Genomic DNA, 13,795 nt, shown 5'->3' with positions numbered 1-13,795 from the left:
AGGCGCTGATGCACACCGGCGCAGGCAGCGCGGAACAGGCCGCAGCGACCCAGCTGCGCGAAGCGCTGTTGCTGCATCAGGCTGGCGCGCTGAGTGAAGCGCTAGCGATTTACGAAGCGCTGCTGGCGACCAGCCCAGAACCGCATAGTCTGTTGCGCCTGGCGGGCATGGCGCAGTTTCAGAGCGGGGCGGTCGAGGCCGGCGTGCTGCGCCTGCGTCAGTCGCTCGCGCTGCGACCGGAGGACGCCGAGGCGCAGACCAATCTGGGCCTCGTGCTGTGGTCGCTGGGGCAGCGGGTGGAAGCGCAGGCCTGCTTCGATCAGGCGATTGCCGTGCAGCCCGACTACTGGCCAGCCCACCTGCAGCGCGCCAATGCGCGGAGCGAGCAGGGCGATTTCGCGGCTGCCTTACTGGATTACAGCGCCATCATCGCGGCGCCCGACGCGCTCGCCGAGCGCGCGGAGGCCTGCTACAAGCGCGCCCATGCCTTGCGCATGCTCGGTCGTTTCGACGAGGCGCTGCAGGATTGCCTGCAGGCGCTGGCTTTGCAGCCGGATAACGCCGATGCGCATCATCAGTATGCGCATGTACTGGACGATCTGCGCCAGCCGCAGGCGGCACTGGCCGCTTACGATGCCGCCCTGGCCCTGCAGCCGGACAGTGCTGTGCTGCACTACAGCCGTGGCAATGTGCTGGCCGATCTCGAACAGCTGGACGAAGCGCTGGCCAGCTATGACATGGCGATTGCGCTGCAACCGGACTTTGTTGCGGCCTGCAATAACCGTGGCGTGGTATTGCGCAGCCTGATGCGCCTGGACGAGGCGATGGCCAGCTACGAACAGGCGATTGCCTGGCGGCCCGAAGAGCCTGAAGCCTATTTCAACAAGGCGATGATCTGCCTGCTCAGCGGCCAGTACGCGGCGGGTTGGCGCCTCTACGAGCGGCGCTGGGACTGCAGTCTGCGCGCGGTGCGCCTGCTCACCGATCGGCCGCAGTGGCGCGGCGATTTTTCCCTGGTCGGGCGCAGCATCCTGCTGCATGCCGAGCAGGGTTTTGGCGATACCCTGCAGTTCTGCCGCTACGCGGTGTTTCTCGCCGCCCAGGGTGCCCGTGTGATCCTGCGTGCGCCACAGCCCTTGCTGCGCGTGCTGGCCACGCTGGATGGCGTGAGCGAGCTGCTTGATGAGGCTGCCGCGCTGCCCGCGCACGATTGTCATTGCCCGCTGCTGAGCCTGCCGATGGCGCTGGGCACGACGCTGGCCAGCGTACCGGCGGCGCCGGCATATCTGCGCAGCGACCCGGCCCTGGCCGCCACCTGGGCGCAGCGTCTGGGTGAGCGCAACGCCTTGCGCGTCGGCCTGGTGTGGGCCGGTGGTGAGCGACCGGGCCAGCCGGATGTGTGGCGCGCAGGTCTGCGCCGCAATATTCCGCTGCAGGCGCTTGCGCCGCTCAAGCTGGCCGGCGCGAGTTTCTACAGCCTGCAAAAAGGCGCGGCGGCCGAGGCCGAACTGGCCGCGCTGCAGGCGGCAGGCTGGGCGGGGCCGCAGATCATCGATCACAGCGCAGCGCTGGAGGACTTTGCCGATACTGCCGCGCTGATCGAACAGCTGGATCTGGTGATTGCGGTCGATACAGCGGTGGCGCATCTGGCCGCTGCGCTGGGCAAGGAAGTGTGGCTGCTCAATCGCTTCGACGGCTGCTGGCGCTGGCTGCTCGAACGCGAGGACAGCCCCTGGTATCCGAGCCTGAGCGTGTTCCGCCAGCAAGCGCCGGGCGATTGGTCCGGCGTCGTCGACGCAGTCCGCCAGCGCCTGCTCGCACGCCTGGGCTGAGTCGCGCTCAAGCTGGCTTGGCCTCGTCCCTGGCCAGCCATTCCTGCAGGAAGTTGGCAAAGCCGCGCACCTTGGCCGAGAGATGGCGGCGGCTGGGGTAAATCACGTAGATATTGATCATGTTGGCGGTCCAGTCCGGCAGCAGCTCGACCAGCTCGCCGCGATCGACCGCGCTTTGCAGGATGAAGTCCGGCGCGCGCACGATGCCCAGATCCTGACAGGCCAGTTCGCGCAGCAGCATGCTGTTGTTGCCGTGGTGGGTGCCCTTGATGCGTACCTCGGCCTTGCGCCCGTCCAGGTGCTGGAAGCGCCACATATGGCTGTCCGGCGTGTAGGCATAGGTGAAACAGTTGTGCTGCGCCATGTCTTCCGGCGTTTGCGGTGTGCCGTGCTGCGCCAGATAGCCGGCCGAGGCGCACATCAGGATGCGCGTGCGACCAATGGTGCGCGCCACCACGTTTTGCGAACCGAGCTGGCCGATGCGGATGCCCATGTCGAGGCCGGCTTCGACCAGGTCGACCTGGTTGTCGGACAGCGAAGTATCGATTTTCAGTGCCGGATTGCGCCGCGAGAACTCGGCCAGCGCGCCGGCCATCGGGCCGATGCCAAAGCCGATCGAGGCGGTCAGGCGCAGGGTGCCGCGCAGCGCGCTACCCGTGTGGGCGACCAGTTCTTCGGCCTCTTCGAGGTCGGCAATCAGTTGCAGGCAGCGCTCGTAATAGGCGCGGCCGTCATCGGTGAGGCTGGTGCGCCGCGTGGTGCGATTGAGCAGGCGTGCCTGCAGGTGGGCTTCGAGCTGGGCGACCAGACGCGAGACGGCCGAGGTGGAGATGTCCAGGCGTTCGGCGGCGGCGGCAAAGCTGCCTTGCTCGACGACCTTGCAAAAGGCCTGCATGGCTTCAAAGCGATCCATTCTTCACTCCTGCGAACGCGTATGCCAATCATTATCCCCGAAAAAGAAACAATGAATTGCTGTCGATATTCTTTATCCCTCTGACGCAAGGGAGCAGAATGCAAAATCATCAGGTGCCCGCTATGGCACCGCCATCTGTACAGGAGCAAGCAATGATCGATCTGTATTACTGGACAACGCCGAACGGCCACAAGATCAGCTTGTTCCTCGAAGAGAGCGGCCTGCCGTATCGCATCCTGCCGATCAACATCGGCAAGGGCGAGCAGTTCGCGCCCGAGTTCCTCAAGATCGCGCCGAACAACCGCATTCCGGCGATTGTCGATCATGCGCCCGTCGACGGCGGCGAGCCCATCGCGATCTTCGAATCCGGCGCCATCCTGCTCTATCTGGCCGACAAGATCGGCCGCTTCATCCCGCAGGATCTGCGTGGCCGCAACGCCGCGCTGCAATGGCTGTTCTGGCAGATGGGCGGCCTCGGGCCGATGGCCGGGCAGAACCACCATTTCGTGCAGTACGCGCCGGAAAAGCTGCCCTACGCGATGGAGCGTTACATCAAGGAAACGGCGCGTCTCTACGCCGTGCTCGACAAGCATCTGGCGGGCCGCGATTTCATCGCGGGCGAAGGCGCGGGGGAATACTCGATTGCCGACATGGCGAGCTACCCGTGGATCGTGCCGCATGAGCGCCAGCAGCAGAATCTCGCCGATTTTCCCAACCTGAAGCGCTGGTTCGAGGCGATTGCCGCACGGCCGGCGACGCAGCGCGCTTATGCGCGGGCTGCGGAGGTCAATTCGGGCGCCAAGCCCTCGGTCAATGAAGAGTCGCGCAAGCTGCTGTTCGGCCAGGACGCGCAAACCATCAGACAGGCAGGGAGCTGACATGGAACTGTGGCCAAGCCTATACATATCGCATGGTTCGCCGATGCACGCCATCGAGAACACCGCTGCCGCGGCCAGCTGGCGCGCCCTGGCAGCCGAGCTGGGCAAGCCGCGCGCGATCCTGATGGTCTCGGCGCACTGGGAAACCAATGTGCCGATGCTCACCAGCGGTGCCGAGCTGCCGACGATTCACGATTTCGGTGGCTTCCCCGAAGCGCTGTACCGCATCCAGTATCCGGCGCCGGGCGCACCTGCACTGGCCGAGCGCGTGCAGACCCTGCTGCGCGAAGCCGATACCTGTTCGGGTCTGGATGCGCGACGCGGGCTCGATCATGGCGCATGGGTACCGCTCTTGCATATGTATCCGGATGCCGATGTGCCGGTGCTGCAGCTCTCCGTGCAGTCCGACCGTGGCGCACGCCATCTGCTGGCCGTCGGCCGTGCCTTGCAAACCTTGCGCAGCGAGGGCGTGCTGATCATTGGTTCGGGCAGCATGACGCATAACCTGCGCGATTTCTTCACCCAGCGCCTGCCCGGCAATGGCAACTATGCAGAAGAGTTTCGCGACTGGGTCGATGCGCGCCTGATTGCGGGCCGCGTCGACGAGTTGCTCGACTGGGAGACACAGGCGCCGCACGCGCTGCGCGCGCATCCCTCGCCGGAGCACTTCCTGCCCTTGTTTGCAGCGCTGGGCGCAGCGGGCGAGCCATACCAGGCGCGTAACACCTTCCGTGGTTTTGATGGTGGCGTATTGGCCATGGACGTCTATCGTTTTGATTGATGCCGTCGTCGTTTTCATTGTCGTCGTCGTGGCGGCCGTTTCTTTGTCTGCCTTGCCGTGCAAGGCGCTTATGCAGTAGCTAACAAGAAGGAGTGATTCATGAGCAAGATCGCGATTGTGTATTTCAGCGGCTACGGCCACACCAAGAAGCTGGCCGAAGCGGTTGAAGCCGGTGCTGCCGGCGTGGCCGGTGCCAGCGTCAGCCTGCTGGCTGTCGATGCCGAAGGCAATCTGCCCGAAGCAGGCTGGGCCGAGCTGCAGGCAGCGGATGCCATCATCTTCGGTGCGCCGACCTACATGGGCTCGGTGCCATGGCAGTTCAAGAAGTTCATCGATGCCACCAGCAAGCCCTGGTTCACCCAACAATGGAAGGACAAGATTGCAGCCGGTTTCACCAATTCGGCCTCGATGAATGGCGACAAGCTGTCGACCCTGCACTACCTCTTCACGCTCTCGCAGCAGCATTCGATGGTCTGGGTCGGTACCGGCCTGATGCCGTCCAACAGCAAGGCGGCGCAGCGCAATGACATCAACTACGTCGCCTCGTTCTCGGGCCTGATGGCGCAATCGCCGTCCGACTCCAGCCCCGAAGAAGGCCCGCTGCCGGGCGACCTCGAAACCGCCAAGCTGTTCGGCGCACGCGTCGCCAACACCGCCGCACGCTGGGTGCGTGGTGCCTGATTGAGGACAGAAAAGGCTACCCATTGCGTTAGTGCAGTGCACTGAAGGCGTATTCAGGTTTTAAGCGCTGGATATTTCGTCGCAAAGGCCGCAGATAAAGACAGAAGGTCCGCAAAGGGAAGCATGAATTGCTTTTCCTTTGCGGACCTTCGCTTTTTCTTCGTGCCCTTCGCGTCTACAGATCGGCGTACAAAAATGCAATGAGCCTAAACCTGCGGCATTCACGCAATGCGTGGTCTGTCAGGCGCCCGGCTTGGGATGGCTGCGAATGAACTTCACCAGCGCATCGAGCATGGCCGGTGGCGGCTGCATGCTTGCGTCGTGGTAGCTGCGGATGATGCTGTCGCGATTCGCTTCAGCCAGTTTCAGCGTGTGCGTCATGCCGGGCACGATCAGCAGCTCGGCGCCCGGCCGCGCTGCTTGCAGTGCGCGCGCTTCGCCGCGAGGCACGCGATCATCGAGCGTACCCTGGATGATCAGGCAGGGCACGTCGAGGCGGGCCAGCTCCTGAGCCGGTACGCGCTGGATCCACGACACCACGTAGCTATGCAGGCTGGGGTGGAACAGCGAAACCATGGATGCGGGCCATAGTTCGGGCGTACCGCCCGCTTCCAGCACGCTCAGTGCGGCATCGGCCTGCTTGAAGTCTTCAGCTGAGAGCTGCGGCTTGATCTGCAGGCGCAGGAGGTCCGAGGCGCGCTGCGCGGGGCCGGCGAGCGAGATGAAGCCCTCGACAGGCACCTGCTGGGCGGCCAGCATGCCGAGCAGTGAGCCCTCGCTATGGCCGGCGACAAACACTGCATTGAAGCGCCGGTCCTTGCGCAACTGGCGCAACCAGGCGGCGGCATCATTGGCCAGGTCGTCCAGGCGCAGCGTCGCCATGCTTGGGAGTGCCGCGCGACTCTGCGCGATGCCGCGTTTGTCATAGCGCAGGCTGGCGATGCCTTGGCTGGCGAGCGCTTCGGCAATCTGTTTGAGGCCGTCGTTGTGGCCGCTGAGCAGGGGCGAGTTGCCGTCGCGGTCGGTCGGGCCGGAGCCGGCAATGATCAGCACGACGGGGCCGGGCGCCGCCGTGTCGGGGCGCTGCAAGCTGCCATAGAGCACGCCGCTGCCGGTGTCGACTTGGCTCTCTTCCGTGTGGCTTTGCGCGCTGGCGCTCAGCGTGACGAACAATAGCAACAGACAGCTGATCAGCCATTTCATGTTCGTTCAGCGCTTGCCCGGATAGGGTTTGAAGTCGATCACGCTGCGGCCGTCGTCGAGCTTTTTCGGTGCCGCCTTCCAGGCATGTCCATAGACGATTTCGAAGGTGGCGGGCAGGCGGCCGTCGCGGCGCAGGCGCTCGTAGTGCGCACGCGCTTGCTGCCAGGACTGTTTGCCGGACAGGCCACGTGGTCGTGCGGTCGAGGCATTCTGGCCGCCGGCCTGGCGCAGATCGCGCAGCAGGTCGTCCAGCTCGGCATAGGTGAGGGTGATGCTTTCCATGTCCATCACCGGTTCGGCAAAGCCGGCCTTGAGCAGGCAATCGCCGAGGTCGTGCATGTCGATGAAGCGATGCACGCGCTCGCCCTGGCTGCTCGGCAAAGCGGCGCGCAGTTCGCGCAGGGTGTCCGGGCCGAGGGTGGAGAACATCAGCATGCCATCCACGGCCAGTACGCGATGCATTTCGCGCAAGGCCGGCAGCGGATCGTGCAGCCAGTTAAGCATCAGATTGCTCCACACCATCTGCGCGCAGGCGTTCTTCAGCGGCAGGGCGCTGGCGTCGGCGCAGGCGAGCTGGGTGGCGTCGTGGCGTTGCAGCAGCTTCTGGAAGAAATTGCGCTCCTGGCGCGCCAGCTTGAGCAAGGGCGGTGCAAGGTCGATGCCGAGTCGCGCCGCCTGCGGGTAGCGCTGCGCGAACATGCCCAGATCGCGCCCGCTGCCGCAGCCGATGTCGACAATGCGCTGCGGCTGGATGCGGATGTAGTCGAGGCGCTCGGCCATCCGCGCCGAGACTTCGCGGGCGAGGAAGTCATTGCTGTGGGCATGCGGCGCGCTGGCGGCAAAGCGCCGGCGCGCCAGCTGGAGGTCGATCTCGAAGTCCTGCGGGATGCTCATCAGCGCAGGGTTCAGTGGGCGACGCTTTGTTCGACCACCGCTTCAGTGCTCTTCACCTTGGGCGCGTGCGGATGCCAGCCCAGCAAGGCAAGCAGCACCAGGAAGCCGACGACATAACCGAGCGCGACGTGCCAGCCATGGCGTAGCCACAGGCCGACCGAGCGTGCCTCGGGGTACATGTTGGAGAGGGCAACGCCAGCCGAAGAACCGAACCAGATCATCGAGCCGCCAAAACCGACGGCGTAGGCCAGGACGCCCCAGTCGTAGCCCCCTTGCTTGAGGGCCAGCGCGGTGAGCGGGATGTTGTCGAACACGGCGGAGACAAAGCCCAGACCCAGCGCGGTCGGCCAGGAGGCGGCGGGCAGGCGTTCAACCGGCATCATCGAGGCGATCAGCACCAGGGAGAGCAGGAAGATCGAGCCCTTGAAGGTCTCGGGCATGATCTCCCAGTCGTGGCGGCGCACACCGACCGTGAGCAGGATGGCGATCCACACCGCGACGCCGATGAAGGGGAAGTGATCGGCAGCGGCGTTGAAGTAGAGGTTGACGACCACATTGGTGAGGATGGCGGCAACCAGGATGATGCCGACAATGCCGACGCGCGCCCAGTCGACGCGGGTGTGTGTATTGGCGTTCTTGAGGATGGGGCTGTAGGCGTGTTGCTGGCGGGCGGCGATGGTGCCGAAGATCAGCAGCGCCGAGCCTGAAGCGATGAAGGCGTGCAGCACGTCGAGCGGCGAGATGCCGCTGATCCACATCATGGTGGTGGTGGTGTCGCCCACCACGGACCCCGCACCGCCCGCATTCGAGGCGGCGACGATGGCGGCGAGGTAGCCGATATGCACTTTGGCGCGGAACAGCTGGTGCGCCATGGCGCCACCAATCATGGCGGCGGCGATGTTGTCGAGGAAGGCCGACAGCACGAAGACGAGGACCAGCAGCAGGAAGCCGCCCTTCCAGTCGTCCGGCAGGTACTTGGGCAGGATGACGGGCAGGTGGCTCTTTTCAAAATGGCGGGCGAGGATCGCGAAACCCATCAGCAGGCACAGCAGGTTGCTGAGGATCACCCACTCGTGCGCCAGGTGGCTGACCAGACCCGCGACGCCGCTGCCATGGGCAAAGCCGGTGACCGCGAGTTTGTAGAGGGTGACTGTGGCAAGGCCGCCGAGGGCGACGGGCAAGGTGTAGCTGTGGAACAGGGCGATGCCGAGCAGGGTGCAGGCGAAGAAAATGAATTCAACGGGAATGCCGGCCAGTTCGATGGAGCTCATTGCGGATTTTCCTGTGATTGCAGAGATGAAGGGCTTTGTTCAAGTGTCGCAAAGCAGACAAAGGCGGCGCATGCGGGCCCGCCCAGCTTCTTCGTAGCAAGCCCTAGACCGACTTGATGCCCAGCTTTTGCATCAGCGCCTCGTCGCCACTGACTTCCGGATTGCCGGTAGTGAGCAGCTTGTCGCCGTAGAAGATCGAGTTGGCGCCGGCGAGGAAGCACAGCGACTGCGCTTCGTCCGACATCTCGCGGCGACCGGCCGAGAGTCGCACATAGCTCTTGGGCATGGTGATGCGTGCGGCGGCGATGGTGCGGATGAATTCGAAGATGTCGATCGGCGGCACATCGGCCAGCGGCGTGCCTTCGACGCGCACCAGATTGTTGATCGGCACCGACTCGGGCGGCGGTTCCATGCTGGCCAGCTGGGCGATCAGCGCGGCACGCGAGCGGCGCGATTCGCCCATGCCGACGATGCCGCCGGCGCAGACATTGATGCCGGCATCGCGCACCTTGGCAATGGTGTCGAAGCGGTCAGCCTGCGAGTGGGTGGTGATGATCGAGTCGTACTCCTCGGCGGCAGTGTCGAGGTTGTGGTTGTAGTAGTCGAGGCCGGCTGCGGCGAGCTGCTGGGCCTGGCCTTCGCGCAGCATGCCCAGGGTAACGCAGGTCTCCAGGCCCAGCGCCTTGACCTGTTTGACCATCTCGATCACCGGTTCCAGATCGCGATCCTTGGGGCCGCGCCAGGCGGCGCCCATACAGAAGCGTGAGGCGCCGCTTTCCTTGGCGATGCGCGCCTTGGCCACGACTTCCTCAACGGGCATCAGCGCCTCGGCTTCGACGCCGGTCTGGTAACGTTTGGCTTGCGAACAGTAGCCGCAATCCTCCGAACAGCCGCCGGTCTTGATCGACAACAGGGTCGAGCGTTGCACGGCATTGGCATCGAAGTGTTCGCGATGCACTTGCTGGGCGCGGAACATCAGGTCGTTGAAGGGCAGCTCGAACAGCGCGACAACATCGTCGGTGGTCCAATCCGACTCCTCGGCCTTCTTGATGCGGGGCCGCAGTGTGAGTTTGATTTCCTGGGCTTGGCTGGTCGCGGGGCTGTGGCTGGCGCTCATGGGGTTCCTGAATGCAAAGAGGCAACCGTCAATGATCCGGGAAAGGTGAAGCCCTTGTCAAACCGCGTGTCCGTGCCATTTGCGCAGATCTTGTGGCGCCCGCTGCTGGCCGGGCTGGCGCGCAGCTGGCCACACAGCTGTTTTGTTTGCGGCGCGCGCTGCTCGCCGTTTGCCGTGTGCAGCGCCTGTGCGGACCGTTTGCCGCTGGCGCCGACTCAGGCCTGCCCGCAATGCGCCTTGCCCAGCCCGGATGGCGCGCTGTGCGGGCGTTGCCTGCAGCGCCCGCCGCATTTCGACGCCACGCGCGCGGCTTTCCTGTATGAGACGCCGCTGCGCGAGATGGTGCTGGCGCTCAAGGCCGGACATGGCTTTGCGCTGCTCGATTATTTCCACGAGATCCTGCTCTGCGCGGCCGAGGGCATCGAGGCCGATTGCGTGCTGCCGATGCCGCTGCACACGCGGCGCCTGGCCGAGCGCGGTTTCAACCAGTCGCTGGAGCTGGCGCGCGGGGTAGCCAGGGTCTTGCAGCGGCCGCTGCGCTATCGTGCGGTGCTGCGCGACATCGATACACCGCATTTGGCCGGCTTGCGCCAGCGTGCGCGACGACGTGCGGTGCGTGGCGCTTTCCGCTGCTGTGAGGACTTTTCCGGGCAGCGCGTGCTGGTGATCGATGACGTGATGACCAGCGGCGCAACGCTCGACGAGCTGGCGCGCACGCTCAAGCTGGCGGGCGCTGCAGCGGTGAGCAATCTGGTGCTGGCGCGTACCTTGCCGCTCAGGCGACAATAGCCGCCCGCCCTGGCTGCCCCGTACGCAGCCGCGCGCCTTGTGCGTCACTTTCCGCTTCACTTCCCGAGCCCCGGCATGTTCCACATCGTTCTGTTCCAGCCCGAGATCCCGCCCAATACCGGCAACATCATGCGCCTGTGCGCTAATACCGGCACCCGTCTGCATCTGGTGCGGCCGCTCGGTTTCGAACTCAGCGACAAGAACCTCACCCGCGCCGGTATGGACTATCGCGAGCGCATGGTGTTCACCGAGTACGAGGACTGGGACGCCTGCTGTGCGGCGCTGGCCGGGCAGCGCATGTTCATGCTCACCACCCATGCCAGCGTGCCGCATGTGACGCCCGAGTACCGTGCTGGAGATGTGTTCGTGTTCGGACCGGAGTCGCGCGGCTTGCCGCGCGAACTGCGTGAGAGCGTGCCGGCCGGGCAACGTCTGCGCATTCCGATGCTGCCTGACAGTCGCAGCCTCAACCTCGCCAACAGCGCCGCCGTGATGGTGTTTGAGGCCTGGCGTCAGCTCGGTTTTGCCGGGGCGGCAGAGCAGGGCTGAGCGCGGTTTCGGGCAAAAGCCCTGCGTGCGTCCGTGGTATTGAAATAAGAATCATTATCATCTAGAGTGCTTTCCATGCGCTGTCCGGATTCCCCGGCAGTGTCCAATACTCCATGGAGGCGCAGGCATGAACCCACGCGGCAAATCACTTGAAACAAGCTCGAAAGCAGTCAGCGGCAGCGATCGCGCCCTCGCCAATCTCTTGCACTTGCTCGGTCTTTACATGCGTGAAGGCAAATGCCCGGATTGCGAGCAGCGTGTCGCCGAGGCGGTCTGCGGGCAGTTGGCGCTGATCGCCAATTCGACCAAGGTGAGCCCGGTGCTGCGTGAAGCCTGTCTTGAAATGCTCGATCATTGGCTGGGCCAGGCTGCTGCGGACCCGCACTGCGGTAGCGGTGCAGGCAGCGCGCCTGCTTGAGGAACATGCGCTGAGGAAATGGGCGCGTCCGTCTTGTATCGATAATGATTCTCATTTATATTTGAGCAAATCGCCTGCGCTGGGCTTGAGCTGAATCAAGCATCGGTCGAATCAAGCCGAGCCGCGCAGCGCATCGTGTTTGTTCGTGGTTGTGTGCCAGCTAGCCCTCTCATGCCAGCCCGTGCTCCATTTTTGTTCAGGAGATCCGTGTGCCGTGCATGTTCCGCAATTCATCTTTCCTCAAATCCAGTCATGGGCTTCCACGCCGCAGTCCGCTTGCCCTCGCGTTGCTTCTGGCGTTCGGCATGTGTGCCGAAGCGAGTGCGCAGCAGGCGGCCGCGGCGCTCAAGCCTGAGGCCGAGCGGGAGCCTGCGGCGCGGCTCGATGAGGTGACGGTGACGTCCACGCGCACCGAGCGTCGCGTCGACAATGTGCCCAACACCGTCACGGTGACGTCGGCGGCGCGCATTCAGGAGCGTGGCGCACGCGACATCAAGGATGTCTTCCGTGACGAGCTGGATGTCTCGGTGCGTGCGCAGTCCACGCGCTTCACGGCTGCCGGCGCATCGACCGGTCGTGCCGGCAACGACTCGATCAATGTGCGCGGCCTTGAAGGCAATCAGGTGCTGATGCTGCTCGATGGCGTGCGCGTGCCCAACAGCTTCTCTTTTGGTGCTTTCGCATCGGGGCGTGGTGATTACTTTGCGACCGATACCCTCAAGTCGGTCGAAGTGCTGCGCGGGCCGGCATCCACCCAGTACGGCAGCGATGGGCTGGCCGGCGCGGTGAGCCTGCGCACCCTGGACCCGGCGGATGTGCTGCGCAAGGGTTCGGATGTGGGTGGCTTTGTGCGCAGCAGCTATGCCAGCGTCGATGATTCCTGGAGTCACACCCTGGCCGCCGCCGGGCGCAGCGGCATGTGGGAAGGGCTGTTCCTGACCAATCAGCGCAATGGCCATGAAACCAAGACGCACGGCAGCGACGAGTCGGCCAATATCACGCGCACGGCGGCCAATCCGCTTGACTACGATAGCCAGTCCTACCTGGGCAAGGCCTATCTGACGCTCAATGCCCTGCATCGTTTCGGGCTGACGATTGAGCGCCACCAGCGCGACCAGACCACCGAGGTCTATTCGGCGCGCGCGGTGCCGCCGCTGGCCGCGTCGAGCACCCTGGATCTGGATGCGGATGACACGCTGACGCGCGACCGGGTGTCGCTGGAGCACCGCTATACCAATCTCAATGCCGACTGGATTCAACGCGCCGAGAGCCGGGTTTATTGGCAGGATGCCAAGGCCAAGCAATATGCGTTTGAAGACCGCAACACGTCGGCGGATCGCGTGCGTGATGGCCATTACAAGCAGGGGACGGTCGGTGCGGCGGTACTGCTGGAGAGCAATCTGACGGCCGGCGCGCCGCAGCGCCTCAGCTATGGCGTGGACTGGAGCCGCAGCGAGATCAGTGGCCTGCGCGACGGCACGGTGCCGCCGTTTGGCGAGACTTTCCCGAGCAAGCCATTCCCGGACACCACCTATACGCAGACCGGTGCTTTTGCGCAGGACGAAGTGGAGCTGGGCAAGCTCAGCGTGATCCCCGGTCTGCGCTATGACCACTACAAACTCGACCCTTCGGGCAGCGGCTACAGCGGCAACACCTATGCGCTCAGTGACAAGGCGATTACGCCGCGCCTGGGGCTTGTCTGGCGCGCCCTGCCGGCGCTGGCGCCCTATTTGCAGCTGGCGCGCGGCTTCCGTGCGCCGACGCCGGATCAGGTCAATAACGGATTCAGCAATCCTGCATCGGGCTACACCACCATCGGTAATCCCGACCTGCGTGCCGAGCGCGCCAATAGTGTCGAGCTGGGGCTGCGCGGCAAACTGGCTGCCTGGCGTTACTCGCTGGCGGCCTATGACAATCGTTATCGCGACTTCATCTCACAGCGTGCGGTCAGTGGCAGCGGCACGACGGCTGATCCGACCGTGTTCCAGTACATCAATCTGGCGCGGGCCCACATCTGGGGCGCTGAGCTGCGCGGTGAGTGGCAGGCGGCCACACGCTTGCTCGTCAATGGTGGCATCGCCTGGTCGCGTGGCAACAGTGAAAGCAATGGCGCCACGCTGCCGCTCGACACCATCCAGCCGATCCGCCTGGTGCTCGGCTCACGCTACGAACTGGGGGACTGGACTGCACGCGCCAATCTGACCCACGCCCGGCGCAAGAAGCAGAGCGATACCGATTCGAGCACGACGCTGCAGTTCGCGCCGCCTTCCTGGACCGTGCTCGATGTCGGGGCGTCCTGGAAAGCAAGTGATCGCTGGTCGCTGAACCTCAACGTCAACAATGTCTTCGATGCGCATTACTGGTTCTGGTCCGATGTTCGCGGACTGGCCGACAACAGCAGCGTCAAGGATGCCTATAGCGCGCCCGGACGCAATGTCCAGCTCTCCGCCCGTTACGATTTCTGAGGAG

At 64.5% G+C, this 13,795-nt stretch carries 13 protein-coding genes; 8 read left to right on the top strand and 5 right to left on the bottom strand.

Annotation, left to right across the window (positions count from 1 at the left end):
- The first annotated feature begins 8 nt into the window (after positions 1-8).
- Positions 9-1,832 carry a tetratricopeptide repeat protein gene (locus ABDB84_RS17880; RefSeq protein ID WP_345921138.1) on the top strand — a complete coding sequence of 608 codons (1,824 nt, stop codon included), beginning with the start codon at positions 9-11 and terminating at the stop codon, positions 1,830-1,832.
- A gap of 7 nt (positions 1,833-1,839) precedes the next feature.
- Here the strand turns inward: ABDB84_RS17880 and ABDB84_RS17875 are convergent, their stop codons facing one another.
- Positions 1,840-2,745, bottom strand: a complete 906-nt coding sequence (locus ABDB84_RS17875; protein ID WP_345921137.1) for a LysR family transcriptional regulator — start codon at positions 2,743-2,745, stop codon at positions 1,840-1,842.
- A 152-nt stretch (positions 2,746-2,897) separates the two neighbouring features.
- On the opposite strand from ABDB84_RS17875, the gene ABDB84_RS17870 reads away from it, so the two are divergent.
- From ABDB84_RS17870 to ABDB84_RS17860, 3 genes are all read left to right on the top strand, one after another.
- A complete protein-coding gene (locus ABDB84_RS17870; RefSeq protein ID WP_345921136.1) occupies positions 2,898-3,623 on the top strand; it encodes a glutathione binding-like protein in 726 nt (241 codons plus the stop codon).
- 1 nt (position 3,624) lies between these two features.
- On the top strand, positions 3,625-4,404 hold the full coding sequence (locus ABDB84_RS17865; protein WP_345921135.1) for a DODA-type extradiol aromatic ring-opening family dioxygenase: 780 nt from the start codon (positions 3,625-3,627) through the stop codon (positions 4,402-4,404).
- 99 nt (positions 4,405-4,503) lie between these two features.
- A complete protein-coding gene (locus tag ABDB84_RS17860) occupies positions 4,504-5,085 on the top strand; it encodes an NAD(P)H-dependent oxidoreductase (RefSeq protein ID WP_345921134.1) in 582 nt (193 codons plus the stop codon).
- 240 nt (positions 5,086-5,325) lie between these two features.
- Here the strand turns inward: ABDB84_RS17860 and ABDB84_RS17855 are convergent, their stop codons facing one another.
- The 4 genes from ABDB84_RS17855 to bioB form a co-directional block, all read right to left on the bottom strand.
- Positions 5,326-6,288 (bottom strand): alpha/beta hydrolase, encoded by a 963-nt coding sequence (locus ABDB84_RS17855; protein WP_345921133.1) that lies wholly within the window; start codon positions 6,286-6,288, stop codon positions 5,326-5,328.
- 6 nt (positions 6,289-6,294) lie between these two features.
- Entirely contained in the window at positions 6,295-7,182 is an 888-nt protein-coding gene (locus ABDB84_RS17850; RefSeq protein ID WP_345921132.1) for a methyltransferase domain-containing protein, read from the bottom strand.
- 11 nt (positions 7,183-7,193) lie between these two features.
- The gene (locus ABDB84_RS17845; RefSeq protein ID WP_345921131.1) at positions 7,194-8,453 is read right to left on the bottom strand and encodes a citrate transporter; all 1,260 of its coding nucleotides are present in this window, start codon (positions 8,451-8,453) and stop codon (positions 7,194-7,196) included.
- Positions 8,454-8,556: 103 nt separating this feature from the next.
- Entirely contained in the window at positions 8,557-9,570 is a 1,014-nt protein-coding gene (gene bioB / locus ABDB84_RS17840; protein ID WP_345921130.1) for a biotin synthase BioB, read from the bottom strand.
- A gap of 54 nt (positions 9,571-9,624) precedes the next feature.
- On the opposite strand from bioB, the gene ABDB84_RS17835 reads away from it, so the two are divergent.
- The 4 genes from ABDB84_RS17835 to ABDB84_RS17820 all read left to right on the top strand — a co-directional run bounded on the left by ABDB84_RS17835 (position 9,625) and on the right by ABDB84_RS17820 (position 13,791).
- Complete coding sequence (locus ABDB84_RS17835) at positions 9,625-10,359, top strand: ComFC family protein (protein WP_345921129.1); 735 nt, start codon at positions 9,625-9,627, stop codon at positions 10,357-10,359.
- Between the two features lie 75 nt (positions 10,360-10,434).
- Entirely contained in the window at positions 10,435-10,908 is a 474-nt protein-coding gene (locus ABDB84_RS17830) for a tRNA (cytidine(34)-2'-O)-methyltransferase (RefSeq protein ID WP_345921128.1), read from the top strand.
- A gap of 127 nt (positions 10,909-11,035) precedes the next feature.
- Positions 11,036-11,326: a hypothetical protein gene (locus ABDB84_RS17825; protein ID WP_345921127.1), complete on the top strand. Its 291-nt coding sequence runs from the start codon at positions 11,036-11,038 to the stop codon at positions 11,324-11,326.
- A gap of 305 nt (positions 11,327-11,631) precedes the next feature.
- A complete protein-coding gene (locus tag ABDB84_RS17820; protein WP_345921126.1) occupies positions 11,632-13,791 on the top strand; it encodes a TonB-dependent hemoglobin/transferrin/lactoferrin family receptor in 2,160 nt (719 codons plus the stop codon).
- The last annotated feature ends 4 nt before the right edge of the window (positions 13,792-13,795 follow it).

Source organism: Uliginosibacterium sediminicola (assembly GCF_039631295.1).
Lineage (GTDB): Bacteria > Pseudomonadota > Gammaproteobacteria > Burkholderiales > Rhodocyclaceae > Viridibacterium > Viridibacterium sediminicola.
Note: the sequence above shows the minus strand (reverse complement) of the source record. Positions and strands in the feature narration are given on the sequence as shown.

Coding starts and splice junctions, on each gene's coding strand:
- ABDB84_RS17880 (WP_345921138.1), top strand. CDS start 9: ATGCACACCGGCGCAGGCAGCGCGGAACAGGCCGCAGCGACCCAGCTG.
- ABDB84_RS17875 (WP_345921137.1), bottom strand. CDS start 2,745: ATGGATCGCTTTGAAGCCATGCAGGCCTTTTGCAAGGTCGTCGAGCAA.
- ABDB84_RS17870 (WP_345921136.1), top strand. CDS start 2,898: ATGATCGATCTGTATTACTGGACAACGCCGAACGGCCACAAGATCAGC.
- ABDB84_RS17865 (WP_345921135.1), top strand. CDS start 3,625: ATGGAACTGTGGCCAAGCCTATACATATCGCATGGTTCGCCGATGCAC.
- ABDB84_RS17860 (WP_345921134.1), top strand. CDS start 4,504: ATGAGCAAGATCGCGATTGTGTATTTCAGCGGCTACGGCCACACCAAG.
- ABDB84_RS17855 (WP_345921133.1), bottom strand. CDS start 6,288: ATGAAATGGCTGATCAGCTGTCTGTTGCTATTGTTCGTCACGCTGAGC.
- ABDB84_RS17850 (WP_345921132.1), bottom strand. CDS start 7,182: ATGAGCATCCCGCAGGACTTCGAGATCGACCTCCAGCTGGCGCGCCGG.
- ABDB84_RS17845 (WP_345921131.1), bottom strand. CDS start 8,453: ATGAGCTCCATCGAACTGGCCGGCATTCCCGTTGAATTCATTTTCTTC.
- bioB (WP_345921130.1), bottom strand. CDS start 9,570: ATGAGCGCCAGCCACAGCCCCGCGACCAGCCAAGCCCAGGAAATCAAA.
- ABDB84_RS17830 (WP_345921128.1), top strand. CDS start 10,435: ATGTTCCACATCGTTCTGTTCCAGCCCGAGATCCCGCCCAATACCGGC.
- ABDB84_RS17825 (WP_345921127.1), top strand. CDS start 11,036: ATGAACCCACGCGGCAAATCACTTGAAACAAGCTCGAAAGCAGTCAGC.
- ABDB84_RS17820 (WP_345921126.1), top strand. CDS start 11,632: ATGTGTGCCGAAGCGAGTGCGCAGCAGGCGGCCGCGGCGCTCAAGCCT.